Source organism: Devosia sp. (genome assembly GCF_036676215.1).
Taxonomy (GTDB): Bacteria; Pseudomonadota; Alphaproteobacteria; order Rhizobiales; family Devosiaceae; genus Devosia.
Genome location: NZ_JAKFDJ010000075.1, coordinates 106,686 through 123,759 on the forward strand (window position 1 = coordinate 106,686; position 17,074 = coordinate 123,759).

The window sequence follows — 17,074 nt, forward strand, 5'->3', positions numbered from 1 at the left end:
GATGTGGCGCTGCAACGCGCGCAGGACAATGCAAGCGCGCATGTCGCCGGACGCTATGCGTCGGCGGGTCAACAGGTGCAATCGGGCGATAAAAGGGGGATATCGCGCGGGTGCTGGCTCGAACCCGGACAAACTGTTTCCGGGCTGACTTCGCCGCTCACCGCAGGGGATAAGAAGAGAAGTCCGTCGCGATTATGGTGTGCTGGGCTTCAAGCCTCAGCCGCGACGATGCAGGTCATATGGGCGAAGGCACCTGAAATAGCAAGGAAATTCGGGGTGGGCCGGCGCATGGCGGGGATGCAGATACGCAAGATGGGCGCCGTGCCCTACCATCCTCCGGGGCTCTAAGGCACGATCCGGCCCATCCACCGGACGGCACCTCCCCCTTGATGGGGGAGGCTGGGAGGGGGTGCGAGAGCCCCTAAATAGGGGCCAAACCACCCCCACCCTTGATCCCTCCCCACAAGGGGGAGGGTGTCGACTGCATTATCGCGGACCAAAGCGAAAGGAGCCCTCAAATCCCCCCATACCAGTCATAGCCATTATCCGGCCAATATCCGCCCTTGCCCTTGCCGAACGGCGTCAGGTCATCCACCAGCTCGATTGTGTGCAGATATTTGGGCTGCTTGTAGCCCAGCGCCCGCTCGATGCGCAGGCGGATCGGCGCGCCATTGGCCACCGGCAGCACCTGGTCGTTGAGGCCATAGCTGAGAATGGTCTGGGGGTGATACGCATCGATCAGGTCGCTGCTCTCATAGTAGAGAATGTCCCCGCTCAGCGTCCGCTGGATATTGTCGAAGCAGTGATAGACGCAGAACCGCGCCTGCGGCTTCACCCCCGCCATATCCAGGATCGCCCCCAGCCGCGTGCCGGTCCATTTGGCGATGCAACTCCAGCCCTCGACGCAATCGTGCCGCGTGATCTGGCTACGCGCCGGCATGTTGCGCAGTTCCTCGAGCGAGAAGCTCACCTCGCGCTCCACCATGCCTTTGACCGTCAGCCTGTAGTCGGCGAAGTTCTGCGCCTGCAGGAACATGTATTCGGGCGTGCTCGGCTCCACCGAGCCATTGGGCTTCATGCCCTGGCGGATTTCGCTGGCCGAATATTCGCGCGCCAGCGCCTGCGCCCCGATCAATCGTCGCTGCACCTGATAGGTCAGCACATTGGCCTGTTCCATGACCTTGCGGACCTGGTTTTCCTTGGAACCGAGAAAATCGAACTGGTCGCAGCCGGCGAGAGCCAGCCCCGAACCCGCCACCGCCGAGCTCCGCAGGAAATTGCGACGGGTGATGAGGTTGCTCATGGCTTGTCTCCATCCATGCTCGGCGTACCCGGGCTGGCGCGATACCAGCCGGTGATCATCGAGCGCAGTTCATTGAGCGGCCCGGCCAGCAGCACCATCACGATATGGACGATGAAAAAGCCCACCAGCAACAGCATGACAATGAAATGAATGGTCCGCGCCGTCTGTCGCCCGCCGAACAGGTCGAGCATCCACGGCGCCGCCGCGTTGACCCCAGGGCTCATGGTCAGCCCCGTGGCCACGATCAGCGGGAACAGGATGAAGAACACGCTGAAATAGGCCAGCTTCTGCAACGGGGCATAGTTGCGCCCATGCTTGAAACGCAGGGTCGCGTGCTCAGCCACATCCCTGGGCAGGCCTTTGAGGTCGGCGGGCCCGGGCACGATGTCGCGCCTTATATGACCGTTGATGAAGCTGGCAACGAACCAGACCATCATGGTCGCGGCAAAGATCCAGCCAAAGAAGAAGTGCACCACTCGTCCAGTGCCGAGATCGCGATAGGACGGGATCGTCACTGCGCCGGGAAAGGCCGTGAAAACCGGCTGCTCGGCCGCGCCACTCATGCCGAGCACGCCGGTCGTGTCGAACGTCTGTCCGAAAATCGTCGTCCGTCCGCGCGGCCCGGCTTCGGTATTGAACGCGCCGATCTCGAGGATGGCGTTCTCATATTCGAAGCCCGATTCATGGCCGATATAGAGGGCCGGATGCGCATTGAATATCTGCAGGCCCGTCAACAGCAGAAAGAACAGGCAGATCGCCCAGATCCAGTGCGTCACCCGCGTCCAGATCGACTGGCGATAGATCAGCGGCCCCTTGGCCGCCGGCAGACCGGATACGTCGCTCATGTTTACCCCGCTGGTCCTGGGACCACCTGCCCCGCACTATGAGCAACGGCTCCGTGCGGGGCAAAATGACAGATAACACGTATTTGTTACTTGGTAGCAGGCGCCATCGCATCGGTGGCCATGGCATCGGTAGCCATCGCGTCCCCGCCCATCGCGTCGCCCATCATGCCGTTATGGGCCTCATGGCAGGCGGCCGCCGCAACGTCCATCACATGCGGAAAGGTGATCATGGCCGCCTGTTCGAGGCAAAGCTTGAGGTCGTCGTCGCTCATCATCGCGTCGGCCGCCATTGCGTCGCCAGCCATGGCATCGGTCGCCATGGCGTCCTGTGCAAAGCTGGCAGGAACGGCGGCAAAGGAAAGGGCGGTAACAGTGGCAAAGGAAAGGGCGCGCAGTGCAGAGGTCATGATTGTCTCCCGGACGTCGACCACGCCCCAACGGCGCGGTTCATGCCATGCCATTCGCGGCGTCCCTGCTGCCCGTTACCCACTCACGCTGTCGTGATCGAGAAATCGCCATTCCCTGATTTCCCCTGGCGATGTAACCATATCGGCCATGGGGCCGAATGACCGAGTAATGCAGACTGATCCGACCGAGAAGCGACTGCGGGCGCTGATGCTTGCTTCGCTGGACGGCGATGCCGCGGCCTATCGGTCGCTGCTGGCCGAACTCGGCCGTCATCTGCGCCCGTATTTCACCCGGCGGCTCACCCCCGCCTTCGCGTCGCACGCGGAGGACCTCGTGCAGGAAACTCTGCTGGCCATTCACACCCGCCGCATGACCTATGATCGGGGCCGCCCCTTCACGGCCTGGCTGCATGCGGTAGCGCATCACAAATTCGTCGACCATGTCCGCCGCCAGTCGATCCGGCTGACCGTGCCGCTCGAAGACGATGCGCCCATCTTCGCCCATGACGACAGCGCCGACGCCATCGCTCGGCGCGATCTGGACGCGGTGCTCGACGCCGTTCCGCCCCGCACCAGCGACCTGATCCGCCGCACCAGGGTGGACGGCGCTTCGGTGGCCGAAGCGGCTGCGGCCCATGGCATTACCGAGACTGCAGCCAAGGTCTCCATCCACCGCGGCCTCAAATCGCTGGCCGCGCGCTTCGCGGGAGGGCCGAAATGACCGACGACCTGATCGCCCACCTTTCCGCCGATCTCAAGCCCGTGCGCCCCATGGCGCTGCAGCGCCTGCTGATCGGCGCCACCATTGCCAGTACCCTTGTGGCCATTATTGCCATGAATATGTGGCTCGGGATGCGGCCGGACCTGGACGCCGCCATGTCCACAATGAACTTCTGGACCAAATTCGGCTATACGCTGTCGGTGGCCCTGTTGGGCGGCGTCGCCACAATGGCCCTCGCCCGGCCTGACGGCCGCATCCGCTGGCCGTGGTTTGCGGCGCTCGGCCTGCTCGCGCTGCTGGTGATCGGCGCCTTCATCCAGCTTGCCCGCGCCGAACCAGACGACATGATGCCGCTCATCATCGGCGGCACCTCGCTGGTCTGCCCCTGGCGCATCGTCGTTCTGGGTCTGCCGGTGTTGTTGGCGGCCATCCTCGCACTGCGGCGCATGGCCCCCGCCAACCCGACCCTTGCCGGCTTCGCCGCTGGCATCATGGCCGGTGGCACCGGCGCCTGGGTCTATTCCTTCGCCTGTGCCGAGAACGGCATGATGTTCCTGGCACTCTGGTACACGCTGGGGATCGTCATCGTCGGCGCGCTGGGTGCGGTGCTGGGGCGCTTTTTGCTGCGGTGGTAGTGGGCTACTCGTCCCGCGCCGCCCAGTTCATCCCGCGCCGCATGATCGTGGCCATCTCGAGCACATCGAACTCCTTGGCCTGATGCCCCAGCGTCGAGTGGAACACCTTGCCCTTGCCATGCATCCGCTTCCACACCACAGGCATCTTCACTCCCGCAATCCAGGGCGCATGCTCGCCGCTGAACGTGGTCGTCGCCAACACTTTGTTGGAGGGGTCGACATGCATGTAATATTGCTCGGACGTGTACGGGAACGACTTGATCCCCGCCATTATCGGGTCCAGCGGATCGGCCACATCGACAGTGTAGTCGATGATGCCACCTGGATGGGCAACCCACTGTCCGCCCACCATGAACTGGTAGTCCACCGCATCACGGAAGGCGTCGCTCATGCCGCCATGGTGGCCGGCCAGGCCAACACCACCCTCGACCGCCTTGGTCAGGTTCTCGACTTCCGCCTGCTCGATCTTGCCCATGGCGAAAATCGGGATGATCAGCGACAGGTCGTGAATTGACGGATCGGCGAAGGCGCTGGTCTCGGTGGCGGTTCGCACCGAGAATCCATCCTCATGCAGCCATCGGCGATAGATGGCGGCGCACTCCTCGGGATCGTGCCCGGACCAGCCGCCATAAACGATCAACGCGCTTTTCATGCTGCAATTCCCCGCAAATCAAACGGCGCGGAGATTACCCGACTGGCGGGCTAAGGGAACCCCGCTCGGCAGGTTGCAACAATGCCACGAAATGCAGCTTGCGCTCAAACAGCCAGTTCAGCGGCGCGCCATAGAGCCCGAGCGTGTCCGCCCAGTTCGCCCGAACCAGCCCGGCCCGGTCGAACGCGGCGGCCCATTGGCTTCTGTCGAGATAGTTATAGGGCAGCCGTACATCGTGTCCACGATTGCCCACCCAATCCATCAATCGCAGCGTCGGGCCGGCCAGCAGCCCTTCCCGTAAATGGTCCTTGATCACCACGCCACGCCGGGCGACGCGGCTCGCCTCCACCAGCACCGCCGCGGGGTCGTCGGTGTGATGGAGCACGTCGACAATGGTCACATAGTCGAAACTGTCATCGGCAAAAGGCAGGCTCGCTCCGTCATAGAGCGTCACCGGGATATGCGTTACCGGTCGCAGCAACACGTCCACGCCTTGCACGGCAAGATCGGGCCGCAACGCCATCAGGCCAACGGCCACCTGGCCGTCGCCACAGCCGAGATCAAGCACCGTTCCTCTGGTCGGGATGGCGGCTGCCAATGCTCGGGACAGCACCTTCACCCGCCGCCCGAAGACGACCGAATCGTGCACGCGATTGAGCAGGCCCTTGGCAGAATTTGCGATCATGCGGGTACCGCGACGCCCCATTGCGCCCGGGCAAAGGCCCAGCCGCGCAACACCATGAAATTTACGCCCGAAGTCAGCGTAATCACCAGCATCGAAGCGACCACTGTCGGCAGCGCCGTGACGCCATGGATGACATAGGAAAACAGCGCCGCCAGCAGCAGCGCCATGCCCTGCACCACCAGGTAGCGCGGCAATGCCTGCCAATGGGACGCGTCGGACCGGAACGAATAAAGCCGGTGCAACAGATAAACCGGCACGATTAGCGCTGCGTAGCACGTCGTGTTGACAACCCAGTCGGCAATGCCGGTGTCGAGCCAGATTATGAGCGTGGACAGCACGACGAATGCCGCCGCCCCCGCCCCGCCAATGGCGACGAAGACGATAAGCCCGCCCCATTGCGGCGCGCGCGAGCGGGGTACGTCGCGCATCAGGCTTTCCAGCGAGGCACTCATGGGCCGTGTCGTCCTTGTCGTCGCAGGCGGGTTTGCCAAGGCCACATTGGACCCCCAGCCTTTCCCGCCGGTTTATTCTGCGTCCCCGCTATACGCTGTTTTGCGCGATGGTTGATGTTTGTTGAACCCTTATGACCGCATGGCGCCCATGTCGGCCGTATGACAACGGATGAAAATTGACCAAAAGGTCCACTTTTCACTGTCACAAAAGACTGGTTAACTCATGTTTCACTGTGGCGGGAACGAACGGAAGCTCGTTGGGAAAAAAGCGGGGCGTGCCCGTCGCACATATTCAGGTAGGGCCTGACTCAAAAAGGGGACATACATGTTCGGAACAAAGCGCTCGAACCTTCTCACCACCGCCGGAACGATAAGCCGCCGGCGTTTCATACAAGTTGCGGGCGCCAGCATGGCGGTAGCCGGCGCCGGTGTGTTCTCCATGTCTACGGCCCGTGCCGCGACCGGCAACTTTACCCTCAATGTCCTGCACATCAACGACATGCATTCGCGCGTCGAGTCGATCAGCGCGTTCGACTCGACCTGCGCGGTCGATGCTGAGGCGGCTGGCGAATGCTTCGGCGGCTTCGGCCGTCTGGCGACCAAGCTGCGCGAGCGTCGCGCCGAACTGGCGTCCGCCGGCGCCAATGTCCTCACCCTGGACGCGGGCGATCAGGCTCAAGGCTCGCTGTTCTACATCACCTACAAAGGCAAGGCCGAAGTCGAGTTCATGAATACCATCGGCTTTGATGCCATGGCTCTGGGCAATCACGAGTTCGACAATGGCCCAGACACCCTTGCCGAATTCATCGAACTGGCGCAGTTCCCGGTTATCTCCGGCAATACCAAGGTGGCGGACAGTGAAAAGCTCGCCGGCCAGCTCGAAGAACTGGCGGTCCTCGAGGTGGGCGGCGAGAAGATCGGCATTCTCTCGGTGCTGACCGCCGAGACCGGTATCCTTTCCTCGCCCGGCCCGAATGTGACGTTCCAGGACGAGATCGAATACCTGACCGAGGCGGCCGCGCGCCTGCGCGCCGACGGGGTCAACAAGGTGCTGCTGCTGTCCCATGTCGGCTTCTCGCGCGACCAGGAAATCGCCGCCGCCGTCGAAGGCATCTCCGCCATTATCGGCGGTCACAGCCATACCCTGTTATCCAACACCGTCGAAGGCGCCCCGGCCTACGCGACTCTTGTCGAGAACCCGGCGGGGCGGGCCGTGCCGATTGTGCAGGCGTTTGCCTACTCGAAATACCTCGGCGACTTGGAGCTCGAATTCGACGCGGACGGTTATGTCGTCACGGCATCGGGCGACACGGTGCTGCTTGATGCCAGCATCATACCGGACGCGGCGATCGAGGCCCGCATCGCCGAACTGGCCGAGCCTATCGAGCGCATGAAGACCACCCCAGTCGCCGAGGTAGCCGCCGACATCGATGGCAGCCGCGAGACCTGCCGCGCCGGGGAATGTCAGATGGGCAATGCGGTCACCGACGCCATGCTTGCGCGGCTCGATGGCCAGGACATCACCATCGCCATAACCAATGGCGGCGGCCTGCGTGCCTCGATCGGTGCTGGAACCGCCACCATGGGCGATGTGCTCACGGTGCTACCCTTCCAGAATACCCTTGCGACCATGCGCTTGTCCGGGGCCGATATTGTCGCCTCGCTCGAATCGGGTGTCAGCGCCATCGAGGAAGGCGCTGGCCGCTTCCCGCAGGTTTCCGGCCTGCGCTTCACCGTCAATCCCGCTATCGCCCCCAATGAGGGTCGCGTCAGCGCGGTCGAAGTGCGCGAAGGCGACGCCTGGGTGCCGATCGACCCCGCCAAAATGTATGGCGTTGCCACCAACAACTTCATGCGCAACGGCGGCGATGGCTATGCCTTGTTCTCGACCAATGCCCAGGACGCCTATGACTACGGCCCGGGCCTGGAAGAGGTGCTCGCCGAGTATCTCTCGAACAACGAGCCCTACACGCCAGTCATCGACGGCCGCATCACCAAGGTCGAATGACCTGGCCTGTCCACAAAACGAAGGGCGCCCACCGGGCGCCCTTCTATTTCGTGCTCACCCTCCCGCGATCGCTTTCCTGAAAGTGGGGACGATCGGCTAAGCCCGTCTCGCAATCTGCCCCCAAGCCAGCAGAATGATCACCGCACCGACAATCGAAGCGATGAATCCGGCACCATCCCCAGGCCCATACAGCCCAATCGCCTGGCCCAGCCAGGTCGCCAGCACCGAGCCGATGACACCCAGCACCGTAGTGAGGATGAAGCCACTCGGCTTGTGGTCCCCGGGGGTAACCCACTTGGCGATGAGGCCTGCAAAAAAGCCGATGATGATGGCCCAGATAATACCCATGACGACGCTCCATACTGTTGCTTCGCACATTAAGTCGTAACGCCGGCTCCCGGTTGCAAGCGCAGCCGGTTTCGCTCTCCGACGGGCCAATAAGTTCCGATTGTGATGCAACTCACCCGGTTTCGAGTCGTTGGGTGGCTGTTCAAGTGGGGGGCACAATCCCACTGAGGAGTCTAGAAAATGAAAAAGATCATCATTGCTACCACCCTTGCTGCTTTGCTCTCGACCAGCGCGCTTCCCGTGCTGGCCCAGGACGCGGGCGTCGGCGTTGATGCCGGTGCGGGCGTGACCGTTGATACACCGGCCGTGGATGCCGCGGCGGGCGCTGATGCCAGCGCCAAGGCCAATGCCGGCATGTCCGACAACACCTTCGGTTCCGTGATGTCGTCCATCTCCGGCTCGGCCGATGTCGACCTGTCGGCCGTTACCGACGAGGCGAACGTCACCATCGTGCTGCTGTCCTCGCTGCAGGGCAATGCCGCTACCGAGGCCGCCGCGCTCGATGCTGCGTTGTCGGCCAATGCGGACGCCATGACCACGCTACACGCCAATGTGGAAGGCAATGCCGCGATCAAGGCCAAGCTTGAAGCCGAAGGCTATGTCGCCAGCGACGTTGTCGCGGTCAAGGGCAATGCCGATAGCTCCGTCATCGTCTATGTCGATGATCGCGCCTGATCTCTGATCGCATGAACAAGAACCCCGGCCGCAAGGCCGGGGTTTTTCATATCAATCGCCAGTCGAACTAGACCCGGTGTTCCATCCGGTCGCGGTCTGTCGCCGTCGCCAGATCCAGCACCTTCTGGATATTGGTGGCGTGGCGGAAGCTCGGCTCGTCATTCTTGCCGGACCACACCGCCTCAGCGAAGCGCATATAGTTGGTCGGCACCGGCTCGGTCACGACTTCCGTCCACGTCCCGGTCTCGGCATCATCACCCAGGCAGGTGAACAGCTTGGACCAGTCATGGCGATGCTGCACTTCCACCGAGCCCAATTCGCCATAGACGCGCAGCCGCAGCTCATTGAAATGACCCGTGGCCCAGCGCGTCGCATGGATCACGCCCAGCGCGCCATTCTCCAGCTGCGCCGTCATGGCAAAGCTGTCATTGGCGTCGAGATCGTATTCGCCGATGCGGTTGTTCTCCGCCTTCTCGAACGTCTCCAGCCGGCAGAACACCTTGGAGAAGTCGCTGCCCGCGCCATAGGCGGCAAAATCGAGAATATGCACGCCGATATCGCCCAAGACGCCGTTGGAGCCGTGTTTCTTGGAGAGGCGCCACAACCACTGCGACTCCGTCCGCCAGTCGCCCCAGGCCTTGCTGACCAGCCAGCTCTGCAGGTAGCTCGCCTCGAAATGCTTGACCTTGCCGACTGCGCCCGATTGCACGATCTCGCGTGCCTTCTGCAGCTGGCTGACATTGCGATAGGTCAGGTTGACCATGTTGATCAGGCCCAGCCGCTCGGCCTCCTCGGTCATTTCCATGGCCTTGGTATGGTCGGTCGCCAGCGGCTTTTCGCAGAACACATGCTTGCCCGCCTTGAGCGCCGCCATGGTCGTCGGATGGTGCACGCTGTCGGGCGTGACATTGGCCACCGCGTCGAACTCGCCCCAGGCCAGGGCCGCGTCCAGCGAGCCAAACCCGCGTTCGATACTATGCGTCGTGCAGAATGCTTCGACGCGTGCCGGATCGACGTCCACGCCACCGGCCAGGGTCACCCCCTCGATCGCCGCAAAATGCTTGGCATGCTGATTGGCCATGCCACCGGTACCCAGAATGAGCAGCCGCATATTTCATATTCCTTGTGGGTCACCGCAGTGACCGCTGATTCATCGACATTCCACCGGGTCATTCCCGCGAAGGCGGGAACCCCTGTTTTCCTGAAGGCACCGCGAAACTGAGGTTCCCGCCTTCGCGGGAATGACGCGGCGGGTGGGCGGCTTCAGATCGGCGCGCCCGCCCGGCGTATCCTAGCGGAATCCCTCTTCGCGGCCGTGATGCAGCTTGGGACCGCGCTCCACCAGCGGCTCGATCGACTCGTCCACCGGCGTATTCGGCGCGTCGAGCAGTTCGGGGTGCTGGTTGGCGTTATAGGCCCAGTTGACCGCATTGCGCAGCACCAGCCCCACCGTGTCGTCGTGATAGGTCGGATAGGTCTCATGGCCCGGGCGGAAGTAGAAGATATTGCCCGCACCACGGCGATAGGTCAGGCCGCTCCGGAACACTTCGCCACCCTGGAACCAGCTGACAAACACCGTCTCCAGCGGCTCGGGCACGCTGAAGGGCTCGCCATACATCTCTTCCATTTCGAGCTCGAAATAGGCCGGCAGGCCCTTGGCGATCGGGTGGCCCGGATTGGTCACCCAGAGCCGCTCGCGCTCGCCCGCCTCGCGCCAATGCAGCGCGCAGGGCGAGCCCATCAGGCGCTTGAAAATCTTGGAAAAATGCCCCGAATGCAGCACGATCAGGCCCATGCCTTCCCAAACCCGCTTGGCGATGCGCTCGACAATCTCGTCCTCAACCTGGCCATGCGCGGCATGGCCCCACCACACCAGCACATCGGTCTCGGCCAGTGCCTCGACCGTGCAGCCATGCTCTGGCTCCTGCAGCGTCGTCGTCCTGGTCACGATGTTGCTGTCGGCGGACAGCAGCTTGGCGATCTGGTTGTGCATGCCGGTGGGGTAATTGTCGGCGACGATCTTGTTCTTCTGCTCGTGAACGTTTTCGCCCCACACCAGGGTACGGATCGGCATTGGTAGTCTCCTTGAATACGTGGTGGATTTGCCGCGCAGTCACAGGAGGGAGGCCCGTCCGCCACGGCTATCGCATTAACTGGGCCCCGGCTGGCTGCCGGCGCGTCTTTTTCTACCCGCCGCCGCGTCGCGCGGCACGGTGGGTAGGGATGCATTGCGGCAGGGCCATGGCCCTGCCCATCACTTTAGCGGATAGGCTTGCCGGCCGCGTCGAAGCGGTGGACCTTGTCGTCCATCGGCGAAATGTGGACCACGTCGCCGCTCTTGTAATTGTTGGCGCCGTCGAGGCGCACCACCACCGGCTCTTCGGTGCCCATCTCCAGATAGACATAAGAGTCGGCGCCCAGATTTTCGGTGTGGATCACCGTCCCATTCCACAGCCCCTTGTCCGGCGTGATGGTGATGTGCTCGCCGCGGATGCCCAGCGTATGGGCACCAAACTTCTGCGCCCGCTCGCCGCCGATAAAATTCATCTTGGGCGATCCGATGAAGCCCGCCACGAACACCGAATTGGGCGTCTCGTAGAGCTCCATTGGCGTCCCAACCTGCTCGATCAACCCGTCGCGCAGCACGCAGATGCGGTCGGCCAGCGTCATGGCCTCGACTTGGTCATGCGTCACATAGACCATGGTGACGTTGTCCATGCTCTCATGCAGCTTGGCGATCTCGATGCGGGTCGCCACGCGCAAAGCCGCATCAAGGTTCGATAGCGGCTCGTCGAACAGGAACACCTTGGGGTCGCGGGTTATGGCGCGGCCGATGGCAACGCGCTGGCGCTGGCCGCCCGAAAGCTGCTTGGGCAGGCGATCGAGATACTGCCGTATCTGCAGCATGTCGGCGGCCTTCTCGACGCGCTGCTGGATCTCGTCCTTGGAATGTCCCTTTTCGAGGGTCAGACCGAACGCCATGTTCTCATAAACCGTCATATGCGGATAAAGCGCATAGGACTGGAACACCATGGCAATGCCCCGCTTGGATGGTGCCAGCGCGTTCACGATCTTGCCGTCGAACAGCATCTCGCCCGAGGTGATGTCCTCGAGGCCGGAAATCAGCCGTAGCAGGGTGGACTTGCCGCAGCCCGAGGGGCCCACGAACACCATGAACTCGCCCTTGCGGACTTCGAGGTCCACGCCCTTGATCACTTCGACGGCGCCGAAGGCCTTGCGAATGTTGCGAAGCTCGATGCTTGCCATTTCTATTCTCCTCAACCTTTGACGCCGCCGGCGGTGAGGCCGCTGACGATCTTGCGCTGGAACACCAGCACCAGGAATACCAGCGGCACGGTCACGATCACCGATGCCGCCATGATGATGCCCCACGGAATTTCATACTGCGAACCGCCCGACAGCAGCGCAATGGCCACCGGCACGGTGCGCGTGTCGTTCGATGAGGTGAAGGTCAGCGCGAACAGGAACTCGTTCCACGCCCCGATAAAGGCCAGCAGCCCCGTCGTCACCAGCGCCGGCCACATCAGCGGCATGAATACGCGAGTGATGATGATCCAGGGAGACGCACCATCGACGATGGCGGCTTCCTCGATCTCGACCGGCAGGTCGCGCATGAAGGTGGTCAGCACCCAGACGGTGAACGGCAGGGTAAAGATCGTGTACGAGAAGATCAGTGCCCAGGGCGTATTGTAGATGCCCAGCGCTCGGATCACCTCGAACAGGCCCGCCAGCACCGCGATCTGCGGAAACATGGAGACGCCAAGGATGACCATCAGCAGGAGCCCGCGCCCGCGGAACCGCACGCGGCTGAGCGCAAAGGCAGCGGTGACGGCCAGGAACAGCGCCAGCAGTACCGTCACCGTGGCCACGAAGACAGAGTTCAGCAGGTTGCGCGGGAAGCTGCCCTGATTGAACACCGCCGAATAGTTTTCGAAGCTGAACGAAACCGGCCAATAGGTGATGCGGAAGATGTCCGTGCCCGATTTGAAGCTGGTGAGGATCGCGTAGTAGAACGGGAATACCGACACCACGACAATGAATGTCACCAGCGCATAGAACAGTACCGTCTTGGTGATCTTCCAGAGATCGATTGTCGCGCCCATCAGCGGTCTCCCCCGTCGAACCGGACTTTGCCCAGCCAGATATAAAGGATGGTCATCACCGCAATGATCAGGAAAAGCAGGGTCGACATTGCTGATCCATAAGCGAACTTGTCGAAGTCAAAGAGATTTTCCCGCGCCAGCACGCTCATGGTCTTGGTGGCCGTGCTATTGGGCGTCAGGACATAGATCAGATCGAAAATACGCAGGGCGTCGAGCAGCCGGAAGATGATGGCCACCATGAGCGCGGGCCGCACCAAAGGCAGCGTGATACGGAAGAACTGCTTGACCGGGTGGACGCCATCGAGATCGGCAGCCTCGTAGATGTCCTTGGGCACCATCTGCAGTCCGGCAAGGATCAGCAGCGCCATGAACGGCGTGGTCTTCCAGATATCGACGATCAGCACCGCCGTCATGGCAGTCTCTGCTGTGGCCGTCCAGGCCACCTTCTGGCTCAGCAGCCCCAGCCGCAGCCCGAGATCGTTGATGATGCCGAACTGGTCGTTCAGCATCCAGCTCCACATCTTGGCCGAGACGATAGTGGGGATGGCCCACGGAATGAGGATAGCGGCGCGGACAATGCCGCGGCCCCTGAATTCTGCGTTGAGCACAAGCGCCACGATCATGCCCAGTATGGCTTCGAAAAACACCGACGTGGCCGCGAAACGCAGGGTGTTCCACACCGCATTCCACCAGGCCGGATCCACCAGCAATCCGCGATAGCGCGTCACGCCGCTATCGAGCGTGGTCCAGCGCAGATAATTGCCGAAGCCGACCCACTCGGCCCCGTAAAGGTCGTTGAGCGACGCGTCGGTGAACGAGAAATAGATTGAGCGGAGGAGCGGCCAGCCGGCCACCACGGCGAGTGCCACAAGCATCGGCAACAGGAACCATCGCGCTGCGCGCACGCGCTGCTGCATCAGTTCCGACTTGATCTTCGGGGCAGTCACCGTGATCGGCGGCGCCAGCGTTTCGGTCGTCATTGCGGCCTCCTCACCATTTTTTAACCATCATTGCGCAAAGCGGGCGGCTGGGAAAGCCCAGCCGTCCGCCTCGCTTAGGCCCTGGGAGGACTTACCAGGCGTCGCCCTTGAGATCGGTCAGGTCGGCCTCGAGCAGTTCAAGGTTCTCCGCAGCGGTGCCGTTACCCGAAAGGGTGTCGTGCACGGCGCTCCAGAACATCGAGGAAACCTCGTTGTACTTCACCTTGGTCGGCGCCGACGGACGCGGCACGGCATTGAGGAAGATGTCCTTCCAGCTCGGGATGATCGGCTGGGCAGCCGCGACATCCGCATCGTCATAGAGTGAGACGATGGTGGGCAGGTTGGACTGGTTGATCGCGCGTTCCTTCTGCACTTCGGTCGAGCTCAGGAAGAGCGCCAGTTCGATGGCGGCTTCCGGATCGGGCGAATACTTGGACACGGCGACATTCCACCCGCCAAGCGTTGCCGCCGAGCGCGCGCCTTCGCCGTCACCGGCGGGGAGCGGAGCCACGTCGAACAGACCCTTCACGGCCGAGTCGTCGCTATTGCCGAGCGAATATGCATAAGGCCAGTTGCGGTGGAACACGGCATTGCCGAGCTGCCACACGCCGCGGCTTTCTTCTTCCTGATAGGCCAGATTGCCTTCCGGCGAGATCGTCCCGATCCAGCTGGCAGCGCGGTCGATAGCGGCCGCAGCCTGCTCATTGTTGATCGAGATGGTGCCGTCGGCTTCCACGATCTGGCCACCACCATTGGACATGACCCATTCGAGAGCGTCGCAGGTCAGGCCTTCATAGGCGTTGCCCTGGAACACGAAGCCCCACATTTCAGGGTTACCGGCAGCGCGCTCGGCATCCATGATTTCCTTGGCGGTCGCTTCCATCTCGGCCCAGGTGGTCGGCACGGGCTTGCCGTACTTCTCCAGCAGATCCTTGCGGTAGTAGAGTGCCGGGGCATCGGTAAAGGCCGGCAGGGCAACGAGTTTGCCATCAACCGTCTGCGACTCGATGATCGAGGGGAAGTGGTCGGCCGCGACACTGGCGGCAGCCTCGGTCAGGTCGAGGAACTGATCGGCCAGCTGGGGCGCCCAGATCACGTCGGTCTGGTACACGTCGATGTCGGTATTGCCGGCGGCAAGCCACAGGCGGTACTGGCCGAACTGGTCGGACGTCGAGGATGGCATCGGCACAACCGTGACCGTGTGGCCCGTATCGGCTTCGAACTTGTCGAGCTGGCTGCGCAGGAATGCCAGACCATTGCCCGTGTCACCCGAAACGATCGACAGTTCCGCAGCCTGTGCCGAACCCACGACCAGCGTCACGCTCGTCAAAAGTCCAACGAGCAGCTTGTTGATTTTCATTAGATATCCTCCCGAATGAAGCAACTATCGAGGGGCGCACCTGTTCGGCCTGCGCTGGGCGCCGGCCTTGAACAAACTCTCCTCCCCGCAAAAGCGCTCGTTTCAGCGGCTGTTCCGCTTACATTTCCAAAGCGCTTTGGGTCAAAAAGAACCAGAGCCGCGAATTTCTGTCAAGCTGTGCCCGGACGTAATTTTTACGAATTTCACCAGACGATCAAAATACGTCATATATTTCATATACTTGAAATCCACAAACGCAAGAAACGGTAAACTTGGCTGCCATTTTCTGTGAGGTACGCACCTCAGAAAATTGATACCGATTTCGGGTATTGCATCAAAATTTGAAATCGCTTTGAATGATCGCCGGAGGAGGAAGCAGGAACCGCTGTTCAAGGCGGCCTGTGTGCCCTAAAGGCAAGGCAGACCGGGCGCGCGCCCGTTGGATGCGCCGCCCACAAGCATTGGTCATGCCGTGCCTGGGGCCAGTTTTGCAGCAATGAGATTGAAAGATCTGGCCGAGCATCTGGGCCTGTCGCAAACCACGGTCAGTCGCGCGCTCAATGGCTATCCCGAAGTCAACGAGGCGACGCGCCTGCGCGTGGCCGAGACTGCTGCACGTCTCGGCTACCGCCCCAATGCCAGCGCCCTCCGCCTCGCAACCGGTCGCGCCGGCGCCATTGGTCTCGTGCTGCGCGGCGCTGATGAACTAGGTCCGCATATGAGCGAGTTCATGGCCGGTATGAGCGGGCGCATGAGCACCGAGGAGATCGATATTCTCCTGATCACCGTGGATAATTTCCAGGACGAGATGGCGGCCTATCGGCGGCTTGCGGCCAGCCAGAAGGTGGACGCCATCGTGCTCCATTCACCCACGCTCAAGGACGCGCGAGCCGAACTCCTGCTGGACCTCAACATCCCCTTCGTCATGCATGGCCGCACCAATATCGGCCAGCCCGTCGCCTGGCTCGATATCGACAACACCAGCGCCGTTGAACGCGCCACCGGTCACCTGCTCGATCTGGGCCATCGCCGCATCGCCCTGCTCAATGGCCTCAAGGACCGCACCTTTGCCGAACACCGCGAGATCGGTTACCTCGCCGCCCTCTCGGCGCGCGGCGTCGCCTTCGATTCGGCGCTGATGGGCAATTCGGTCTTCACCGACGAAGTAGCGTTCCGCATGGCCCAGGCCATGCTCGAACTCAGGCCCCGGCCCACCGCCTTCCTGGCCGGCTCGATGATGACGGCGCTGGGCGTATTCCGCGCCATCCGACAGGCCGGCCTCGTCCTCGGCAAGGACGTCTCGATGATCGCCCACGACGACGTCTTCCCCTATCTCAACGCGGACAACATGTACCCCACCATGTCCACCACCCGTTCCTCCATCCGCCAGGCCGGCAGCCGGGTAGCCGAACTGATCCTGCAGATCCTCGCGGGCAAACCGGTGGAAGACGTGCACGAGCTCTGGCCCGTGGAACTGGTCCTGCGCGAAAGCTCCAGACCGCCACCACAATAGCCGCGTGCGCTGCTCCTGAGCACACTGCAGGGTGCCCCATACCCTAATTTTTGACCATCTGGACGAAACTGTCACAAACGGGCACTGTCACAATTGTGAACGGGGATCGAGCAGATGGGTGAATGCAGGATCTGATGGCCTGAGGTGGGGCTTGGAGCCCTCCCAAGCGGCCGTCACACGCCGCCACGCGGTCGTCATCGCACTGTCATATCGCCCCTCTACTTGCCTTTCCCTGTTCGCCGGAGCGCTTCCATTGGGCGCTGTCGAACGACTTCAGGGAGACTGAACATGTCCATCAAGAAAACACTCGGCGCATCGGTTTCGATGCTTGCTGTGCTCGCCGTCTCTGCCCCTACCTTCGCCCAG

The 17,074-nt window shown here is 62.2% G+C and carries 18 protein-coding genes; 5 read left to right on the forward strand and 13 right to left on the reverse strand.

Features of this window, described 5'->3' with window-relative positions; genetic code table 11:
* Positions 1-514: 514 nt before the first annotated feature.
* The 3 genes from V6M52_RS08365 to V6M52_RS08375 form a co-directional block, all read right to left on the reverse strand.
* Positions 515-1,303 carry a molybdopterin-dependent oxidoreductase gene (locus V6M52_RS08365; protein ID WP_332700683.1) on the reverse strand — a complete coding sequence of 263 codons (789 nt, stop codon included), beginning with the start codon at positions 1,301-1,303 and terminating at the stop codon, positions 515-517.
* Positions 1,300-2,148, reverse strand: coding sequence for a cytochrome b/b6 domain-containing protein (locus V6M52_RS08370; RefSeq protein WP_332700684.1), 849 nt, complete (start codon positions 2,146-2,148; stop codon positions 1,300-1,302). Before V6M52_RS08370 ends, V6M52_RS08365 begins: the two co-directional genes overlap by 4 nt.
* Positions 2,149-2,234: 86 nt before the next feature.
* Positions 2,235-2,555 (reverse strand): pentapeptide MXKDX repeat protein, encoded by a 321-nt coding sequence (locus tag V6M52_RS08375; RefSeq protein WP_332700685.1) that lies wholly within the window; start codon positions 2,553-2,555, stop codon positions 2,235-2,237.
* Between the two features lie 169 nt (positions 2,556-2,724).
* On the opposite strand from V6M52_RS08375, the gene V6M52_RS08380 reads away from it, so the two are divergent.
* Together V6M52_RS08380 and V6M52_RS08385 are read left to right on the forward strand one after the other, a co-directional pair.
* Complete coding sequence (locus V6M52_RS08380; RefSeq protein ID WP_332693761.1) at positions 2,725-3,276, forward strand: sigma-70 family RNA polymerase sigma factor; 552 nt, start codon at positions 2,725-2,727, stop codon at positions 3,274-3,276.
* Positions 3,273-3,911 carry a DUF1109 domain-containing protein gene (locus V6M52_RS08385; protein WP_332700686.1) on the forward strand — a complete coding sequence of 213 codons (639 nt, stop codon included), beginning with the start codon at positions 3,273-3,275 and terminating at the stop codon, positions 3,909-3,911. The genes V6M52_RS08380 and V6M52_RS08385 overlap by 4 nt, the downstream gene beginning before the upstream one ends.
* Positions 3,912-3,915: 4 nt before the next feature.
* Here the strand turns inward: V6M52_RS08385 and V6M52_RS08390 are convergent, their stop codons facing one another.
* From V6M52_RS08390 to V6M52_RS08400, 3 genes are read right to left on the reverse strand one after another with little or no spacing between them, the layout of a single operon-like run.
* Positions 3,916-4,563: a ThuA domain-containing protein gene (locus V6M52_RS08390; RefSeq protein ID WP_332700687.1), complete on the reverse strand. Its 648-nt coding sequence runs from the start codon at positions 4,561-4,563 to the stop codon at positions 3,916-3,918.
* Positions 4,564-4,597: 34 nt separating this feature from the next.
* Positions 4,598-5,248, reverse strand: coding sequence for a class I SAM-dependent methyltransferase (locus tag V6M52_RS08395; RefSeq protein WP_332700688.1), 651 nt, complete (start codon positions 5,246-5,248; stop codon positions 4,598-4,600).
* Complete coding sequence (locus tag V6M52_RS08400; protein ID WP_332700689.1) at positions 5,245-5,700, reverse strand: GtrA family protein; 456 nt, start codon at positions 5,698-5,700, stop codon at positions 5,245-5,247. Before V6M52_RS08400 ends, V6M52_RS08395 begins: the two co-directional genes overlap by 4 nt.
* 409 nt (positions 5,701-6,109) lie before the next feature.
* Here V6M52_RS08400 and V6M52_RS08405 point away from each other — a divergent pair, with 409 nt between their 5' ends.
* Positions 6,110-7,708, forward strand: coding sequence for a bifunctional metallophosphatase/5'-nucleotidase (locus tag V6M52_RS08405; protein ID WP_332700690.1), 1,599 nt, complete (start codon positions 6,110-6,112; stop codon positions 7,706-7,708).
* 96 nt (positions 7,709-7,804) lie between these two features.
* Here V6M52_RS08405 and V6M52_RS08410 read toward each other — a convergent pair whose 3' ends face one another.
* Positions 7,805-8,056 (reverse strand): GlsB/YeaQ/YmgE family stress response membrane protein, encoded by a 252-nt coding sequence (locus tag V6M52_RS08410; protein WP_332693779.1) that lies wholly within the window; start codon positions 8,054-8,056, stop codon positions 7,805-7,807.
* 180 nt (positions 8,057-8,236) lie between these two features.
* On the opposite strand from V6M52_RS08410, the gene V6M52_RS08415 reads away from it, so the two are divergent.
* On the forward strand, positions 8,237-8,731 hold the full coding sequence (locus tag V6M52_RS08415) for a hypothetical protein (protein WP_332700691.1): 495 nt from the start codon (positions 8,237-8,239) through the stop codon (positions 8,729-8,731).
* Between the two features lie 67 nt (positions 8,732-8,798).
* Here V6M52_RS08415 and V6M52_RS08420 read toward each other — a convergent pair whose 3' ends face one another.
* The 6 genes from V6M52_RS08420 to V6M52_RS08445 all read right to left on the reverse strand — a co-directional run bounded on the left by V6M52_RS08420 (position 8,799) and on the right by V6M52_RS08445 (position 15,195).
* On the reverse strand, positions 8,799-9,842 hold the full coding sequence (locus V6M52_RS08420; protein ID WP_332693785.1) for a Gfo/Idh/MocA family protein: 1,044 nt from the start codon (positions 9,840-9,842) through the stop codon (positions 8,799-8,801).
* Positions 9,843-10,022: 180 nt separating this feature from the next.
* Positions 10,023-10,805: a ThuA domain-containing protein gene (locus V6M52_RS08425; protein WP_332693788.1), complete on the reverse strand. Its 783-nt coding sequence runs from the start codon at positions 10,803-10,805 to the stop codon at positions 10,023-10,025.
* 185 nt (positions 10,806-10,990) lie between these two features.
* Positions 10,991-11,998 (reverse strand): ABC transporter ATP-binding protein, encoded by a 1,008-nt coding sequence (locus V6M52_RS08430; RefSeq protein WP_332693791.1) that lies wholly within the window; start codon positions 11,996-11,998, stop codon positions 10,991-10,993.
* Positions 11,999-12,009: 11 nt separating this feature from the next.
* On the reverse strand, positions 12,010-12,855 hold the full coding sequence (locus V6M52_RS08435; RefSeq protein WP_332693794.1) for a carbohydrate ABC transporter permease: 846 nt from the start codon (positions 12,853-12,855) through the stop codon (positions 12,010-12,012).
* On the reverse strand, positions 12,855-13,835 hold the full coding sequence (locus tag V6M52_RS08440; protein WP_332693797.1) for a carbohydrate ABC transporter permease: 981 nt from the start codon (positions 13,833-13,835) through the stop codon (positions 12,855-12,857). Before V6M52_RS08440 ends, V6M52_RS08435 begins: the two co-directional genes overlap by 1 nt.
* A 91-nt stretch (positions 13,836-13,926) precedes the next feature.
* Complete coding sequence (locus tag V6M52_RS08445) at positions 13,927-15,195, reverse strand: ABC transporter substrate-binding protein (RefSeq protein WP_332693800.1); 1,269 nt, start codon at positions 15,193-15,195, stop codon at positions 13,927-13,929.
* A gap of 496 nt (positions 15,196-15,691) precedes the next feature.
* Here V6M52_RS08445 and V6M52_RS08450 point away from each other — a divergent pair, with 496 nt between their 5' ends.
* The gene (locus tag V6M52_RS08450) at positions 15,692-16,708 is read left to right on the forward strand and encodes a substrate-binding domain-containing protein (protein ID WP_332700692.1); all 1,017 of its coding nucleotides are present in this window, start codon (positions 15,692-15,694) and stop codon (positions 16,706-16,708) included.
* Positions 16,709-17,074: the final 366 nt, after the last annotated feature.

Excerpts from the sequence above, each read along its gene's own strand:
- V6M52_RS08370 (WP_332700684.1), bottom strand. The coding sequence starts at position 2,148 with ATGAGCGACGTATCCGGTCTGCCGGCGGCCAAGGGGCCGCTGATCTAT.
- V6M52_RS08405 (WP_332700690.1), top strand. The coding sequence starts at position 6,110 with ATGGCGGTAGCCGGCGCCGGTGTGTTCTCCATGTCTACGGCCCGTGCC.
- V6M52_RS08435 (WP_332693794.1), bottom strand. The coding sequence starts at position 12,855 with ATGGGCGCGACAATCGATCTCTGGAAGATCACCAAGACGGTACTGTTC.
- V6M52_RS08415 (WP_332700691.1), top strand. The coding sequence starts at position 8,237 with ATGAAAAAGATCATCATTGCTACCACCCTTGCTGCTTTGCTCTCGACC.
- V6M52_RS08365 (WP_332700683.1), bottom strand. The coding sequence starts at position 1,303 with ATGAGCAACCTCATCACCCGTCGCAATTTCCTGCGGAGCTCGGCGGTG.
- V6M52_RS08400 (WP_332700689.1), bottom strand. The coding sequence starts at position 5,700 with ATGAGTGCCTCGCTGGAAAGCCTGATGCGCGACGTACCCCGCTCGCGC.
- V6M52_RS08375 (WP_332700685.1), bottom strand. The coding sequence starts at position 2,555 with ATGACCTCTGCACTGCGCGCCCTTTCCTTTGCCACTGTTACCGCCCTT.
- V6M52_RS08425 (WP_332693788.1), bottom strand. The coding sequence starts at position 10,805 with ATGCCGATCCGTACCCTGGTGTGGGGCGAAAACGTTCACGAGCAGAAG.
- V6M52_RS08385 (WP_332700686.1), top strand. The coding sequence starts at position 3,273 with ATGACCGACGACCTGATCGCCCACCTTTCCGCCGATCTCAAGCCCGTG.
- V6M52_RS08450 (WP_332700692.1), top strand. The coding sequence starts at position 15,692 with ATGAGATTGAAAGATCTGGCCGAGCATCTGGGCCTGTCGCAAACCACG.
- V6M52_RS08420 (WP_332693785.1), bottom strand. The coding sequence starts at position 9,842 with ATGCGGCTGCTCATTCTGGGTACCGGTGGCATGGCCAATCAGCATGCC.
- V6M52_RS08430 (WP_332693791.1), bottom strand. The coding sequence starts at position 11,998 with ATGGCAAGCATCGAGCTTCGCAACATTCGCAAGGCCTTCGGCGCCGTC.
- V6M52_RS08445 (WP_332693800.1), bottom strand. The coding sequence starts at position 15,195 with ATGAAAATCAACAAGCTGCTCGTTGGACTTTTGACGAGCGTGACGCTG.
- V6M52_RS08390 (WP_332700687.1), bottom strand. The coding sequence starts at position 4,563 with ATGAAAAGCGCGTTGATCGTTTATGGCGGCTGGTCCGGGCACGATCCC.
- V6M52_RS08410 (WP_332693779.1), bottom strand. The coding sequence starts at position 8,056 with ATGGGTATTATCTGGGCCATCATCATCGGCTTTTTTGCAGGCCTCATC.
- V6M52_RS08395 (WP_332700688.1), bottom strand. The coding sequence starts at position 5,248 with ATGATCGCAAATTCTGCCAAGGGCCTGCTCAATCGCGTGCACGATTCG.
- V6M52_RS08380 (WP_332693761.1), top strand. The coding sequence starts at position 2,725 with ATGCAGACTGATCCGACCGAGAAGCGACTGCGGGCGCTGATGCTTGCT.
- V6M52_RS08440 (WP_332693797.1), bottom strand. The coding sequence starts at position 13,835 with ATGACGACCGAAACGCTGGCGCCGCCGATCACGGTGACTGCCCCGAAG.